Raw genomic sequence first — 4,465 nt, 5'->3', positions numbered from 1 at the left:
CTCCACGCCACCCCTTTCGCAATCCGATGGCAGGAATCCCCGTGCCCTCCGCCCCTCTCTCCGCGCTGTTCGTCCTGGGCCTCGCCACCGCGTGCGCCACACCCGGTCGCGCTCCCGGTACTCCAGGGACCGACCCCACGGTGCGCCTGATGGACACCGTGCGCGCGCACGCCCGGGCCCACGGCTGCACGAAGTCGCCTGTCTGCTCGCCCTCCGTGGCGCTGCTCCGCCCGGAGCAGGGCCTCGACGTGCAGCGCCTCCGCGACGCCGGCCATCCGGTCGTCGTGTGGACGGTGAACGACCTGCCCACGATGCGGGCCCTGCTCCAGCGCGGCGTGGACGGCATCATCAGCGACCGGCCGGACCTGCTCGCCCAGGCGGTGCGCGACTTCGACGCCAACGCGGACGGCACGCCCGGAGACCTGCTGGACGCGGACGGCCTCATCGATGCGAAGCGCTTCGATGCGCAGGGCCACCGGGGCGCGCGGGACCTGCGCCCGGAGAACACGCTGCCCGCCTTCGAGGCCGCGCTCGACCACGGCATGACCACGCTGGAGCTGGACACCGTCCTCACCGCCGACGGCGTGCCCGTGCTCTCCCACGACCCGGACCTCTCTCCGGCGAAGTGCCGCCACGCGGATGGAAGCCCGCTCCCGGCCCCCGTTCCCATCGCGTCCCTCACCGTCGCCCGGCTCCAGGCCACCTATGTCTGCGACAGGCTCCTGAAGGACCGCCCTGAACAGACCCACGACCGCGCCCGCTCGCCCGAAGCCATCGCGTTCGCCGCTCGCACCGGCCTCGCGGATCCGTACGCCGTCCCCACGCTGGGCCAGGTGTTCGCCTTCGCCCAGACCCAGTCGGACGCCGAGCACGAGGCCCGGGATCCGCTCCGCGCCCGGAACGCCCGTCAGGTGCGCTTCAACGTGGAACTCAAGCGGGCCGCGAGGGAGACACCCATCGCTCCGGCGCACGGGGATGCGGTCGCCCGGGCCATCCTCGACGGAGGGCTCGCTGACCGCGCGGACGTGCAGTCCTTCGACCTGCGCGCCCTGCGCTCGCTCCAAGCCCGCCACCCCACGCTGCGCACCGTCTATCTCCTGGAACACCTGCCGACGGACGCCGACCTGAGCGGCCTTGCTGTCCCCACGGTGAAGGTGGAAGGCGCGCACTGACCGTCGCGCGCCTTCCGGAGATTCACCGCGCTGCTAGCGGCGCCACTTCTGCGCGCTGGTGCCGTTGCACTCCCAGAGCTGCAGCGGGGTGCCGCTGGCGGAGTTGCCGCCCGTCACGTCCACGCACTTGTTGGCCTGGGGGTTCACCAGGTCACCGGCGCCGGAGAGGATGAACTGCTGCGCCGGGTTGCCGTTGCAGGAGACCAGCTGGATGGCGGTGCCGTTGGCGCTCGAGCCCCAGGCCACGTCCATGCACTTGCCGAAGGCGCGCACGGTGCCGTCCGACATGAAGGTCCACCTCTGCGCGTTGGTGCCGTTGCAGTCCCACAGCTGCAGGCGGGTGCCGTCGGTCGTGTTGGAGTTCGGCACGTCGATGCACTTGTTCGCCAGGCCGATGATGGGCCCGCCCGTGCCGCCGCTGCCCGTGGTGGTGAGCGACAGGCCGTAGGCGCCCAGGATGGGGTTCAGCGGCTGGAAGAAGGTGGTGCCGCCGGTGGAGCAGTTGCCGGAGCCGCCGGACGTCACGCCCTGCGCCTGGTTGCCGGACAGCCACGAGCCACCGGAGTCACCGCCCTCCGCGCACGCGTTCGTCTGCGTGAGGCCGTACACGGGCCCCGCCGAGTAGCTGACCGTGACGTTCTTCGCCTGGATGACGCCACAGCGCCAGCCGGTGGTGGAGCCCGAGCGACAGACGGACGCGTTCAGCCCCGCCTCCTGCGACCCGTACACCAGCACGTTGCCGCCCCCGTAGTTGTTCACCCACGGCTGCGAACCCCAGGAGCCGTTGGTGCGCACCCACCCGAAGTCGTTGCCGGGCCAGCTGGCCGCCGCCACCGTGCCCTGGCCCACGCCGTTGAAGCCGCTCGTCCCCGTGCCCGCGCCGCCGCAGTGGCCCGCCGTCACGAAGCCGCCCGCCACCGAGAAGCCGATGGAGCAGCGCGCGTTGCCCGGGTAGTACGCGTCACCGCCGCGCAGGTCATACAGCGGCTTGAACTCCTCGCGCGACGGCACGATGCGCACCGCGTCGGACTTCACGCCCGCCTTCGCCAGGAAGTCCGTGCCCACCGTCAGCGCGGAGTCCTGCGCCAGCACCACCACGCTGTTGGTGATGACGTCCACGTACCACGCATGCACCGAGCGGCCCGCGGACGCGCTGTGGCGGTCCAGCTCCGCCTTCACGCGCTCCAGCTCCGCCTGCGTGCGCGCGACCTTCTGGGGCACCGCGCCCGCGCGACGCACCCGGGCCGCGTCCGCGTCCGTCGTCACGCCCACCACCAGCTGGCTGCCGTCCGCGTTCATCCACGCGCCGCCAAAGCGCTCGCCCAGCTCCGCGCGCAGCGTGCCCTCCACCCGCACCGCCGCGGCCTCCGCCATCAGCCGGCGCCGCGCGCCGTCCGCCGTGAGGCCCAGGTCCCGCTGCATCGCGGAGAGCATCTCCGGCGACGCGTCCTGCGCGAACGCCGCGTCCGCCAGCGGCGAAGCCGCCAGCGCCACGGAGGGAATCACACCCAGGGTGGCGCCTGCGAACAGCGCCGTCGCGGTGGAGAACAGACCAAAGGTCCGCTTCATCGGGTCCTGCCTTTCGTGCTGCGGGGAGGCAGGAAGGCAAGCCCAGATGAGCCCTGAAGGTCAATCAATTCAAGGAATGCTTTAATTGTCCGACATATTTGTGTCGTCGAAGAAAGTCCCTGGAAAGAGGAAGGCCCGGCGCGCTGTACGAGCGCACCGGGCCTGGGACTTGCTTCGGATGCAGGGAAAAGTCAGCGCTGTCCTAGCGCTTCGAGGACGGGCTGCGGGCGTGGGCGGGGGCCCGACGACGGCGCAGCGTGGCGGCGCCCAGCATCAGCAGTGCGGCCGCGAAGGGCAGGGTGCCGGACGTGCCGGACGCGCTGCAGCCACCGCCGGGCCCGCCGAGGGACTCATCTCCGGGCAGCCCGTTGGGGTTGTTGGAGATGGGCGTGGTGGTGCCCGTGGGCGCCTGGCCGCCGATGTTGGGCAGCGTGGTGGGCGCGTCGGGGGTCGTGGGGGCTTCGGCCACCGGAGGCGGGGTGGTGTCACCCGACGTGTCCGGCTCCTGGGTGGTGGTGTCCGGCACGGGCTCGGGGACCGGCGCGGGCGCGGGGGGCATCACGTCCTCCAGCGTGGAGGCCATGGTGAAGCCGTCATGGTAGATGGAGCCTTCGGGCTTGATGGCGTCGTCGCGGTACAGGCCCATCTTCAGGTAGTTCAGCTCCTTGCCGAACTGGTTGGCCCCGTAGGTGCGCGGCAGCGCCAGCTTGCCGTTGTGGTACAGCTCCACGAAGCCGACCTTCTTGTCCGCCGACCACTTCACGTGCAGGACGAAGTCGTGCCAGTTGCCCTTGTTGATGGACGTCTGCCACAGCACGGGCATGGTGTTGCCGCCCACGCGCAGGTTGATCTTGTCCCCGCGCACGAAGAACTCCAGCGGCGGCGAACCACAGCAGCCTTCCTGGTGCCACTGCGTGATGACCTGCCAGGAGTCATGGACGGGGTAGTTGTTCGGGAACAGGGTGCTCCACTTGTAGAAGTACTCCTTCCCCTGCGTCTCGTGGGTCACGTACAGCAGCTCGTTGCGGTTGCCGCTGGCGTTGATGGGATCATCGCCCTGCTTCACCGTGGCCTTGAGGGCGTACCTGCCATCACGCACCACGTCCGTCACGACCTGCAGACGGCTGGAGGCAACGCTCTGTTCCCGGGTCCACTGGGACGTGTTGCCGGTCTCGAAGTCGCCCTTCCAGAGGGTGCCAGCAGATGCGAGCGCCGGCATGATGAGGGAGGCCGCGGCGACGAGTCGAAGGAGTTGCTTCAAACAGGAGTTCCTTTCGGTCCGGGTTGGGCGGATGGGACACGCGGCGCGGGAAACTCCTTCCCGCACGTCCTCGCCTGCCAACCCCCTGCCGCTCGCGCGCTCCCCGGGACGCCTGCTGGGGCATCAGGGAGCCGGGGCCCTGCCGCCCGCCACTTCCCCAGGCATGCCAAAGCGCGTGATTCCGGGTGGATGCGGGCGCTCAAACCTTCTTGCGAGAGCAGCCGTCCAGGCGGGCCCCCAACCGTCATCCCCCCAACGGCCTGACGGCCCGGCGTACCGTTCCCCCCTCGCATCGAACACGGGAAGGAGGCGGAATTCTCAAGATCGGCGGTGCTGCCCGTCTATTGAGTCGTGTGGAGCGAAAAACATCCGACGTGCATGAATTTTCACCGCCTTGCTGCCCACCGCGTCATGGGACGCCTGGAGCTGTCCCTTATACACATCTGACGCTGCCGACGCCGCC

3 protein-coding genes are annotated in these 4,465 nt (G+C 70.2%); 1 reads left to right on the top strand and 2 read right to left on the bottom strand.

Annotation, left to right across the window (positions count from 1 at the left end; genetic code table 11):
• Window positions 1–1,172: glycerophosphodiester phosphodiesterase family protein (locus D7X12_RS39655; protein WP_279637290.1), on the top strand; the 1,172-nt coding region annotated here is incomplete at its 5' end.
• A gap of 33 nt (window positions 1,173–1,205) precedes the next feature.
• On the opposite strand, the gene D7X12_RS39650 is transcribed toward D7X12_RS39655, so the two are convergent.
• Window positions 1,206–2,741: a S1 family peptidase gene (locus D7X12_RS39650; RefSeq protein WP_120630332.1), complete on the bottom strand. Its 1,536-nt coding sequence runs from the start codon at window positions 2,739–2,741 to the stop codon at window positions 1,206–1,208.
• Window positions 2,742–2,943: 202 nt separating this feature from the next.
• On the bottom strand, window positions 2,944–4,002 hold the full coding sequence (locus tag D7X12_RS39645) for a polysaccharide lyase family 20 protein (RefSeq protein WP_120630331.1): 1,059 nt from the start codon (window positions 4,000–4,002) through the stop codon (window positions 2,944–2,946).
• Window positions 4,003–4,465 lie beyond the last annotated feature (463 nt).

The organism is Corallococcus sicarius, from assembly GCF_003611735.1.
GTDB classification, from domain to species: domain Bacteria; phylum Myxococcota; class Myxococcia; order Myxococcales; family Myxococcaceae; genus Corallococcus; species Corallococcus sicarius.
Note: the sequence above shows the minus strand (reverse complement) of the source record. Positions and strands in the feature narration are given on the sequence as shown.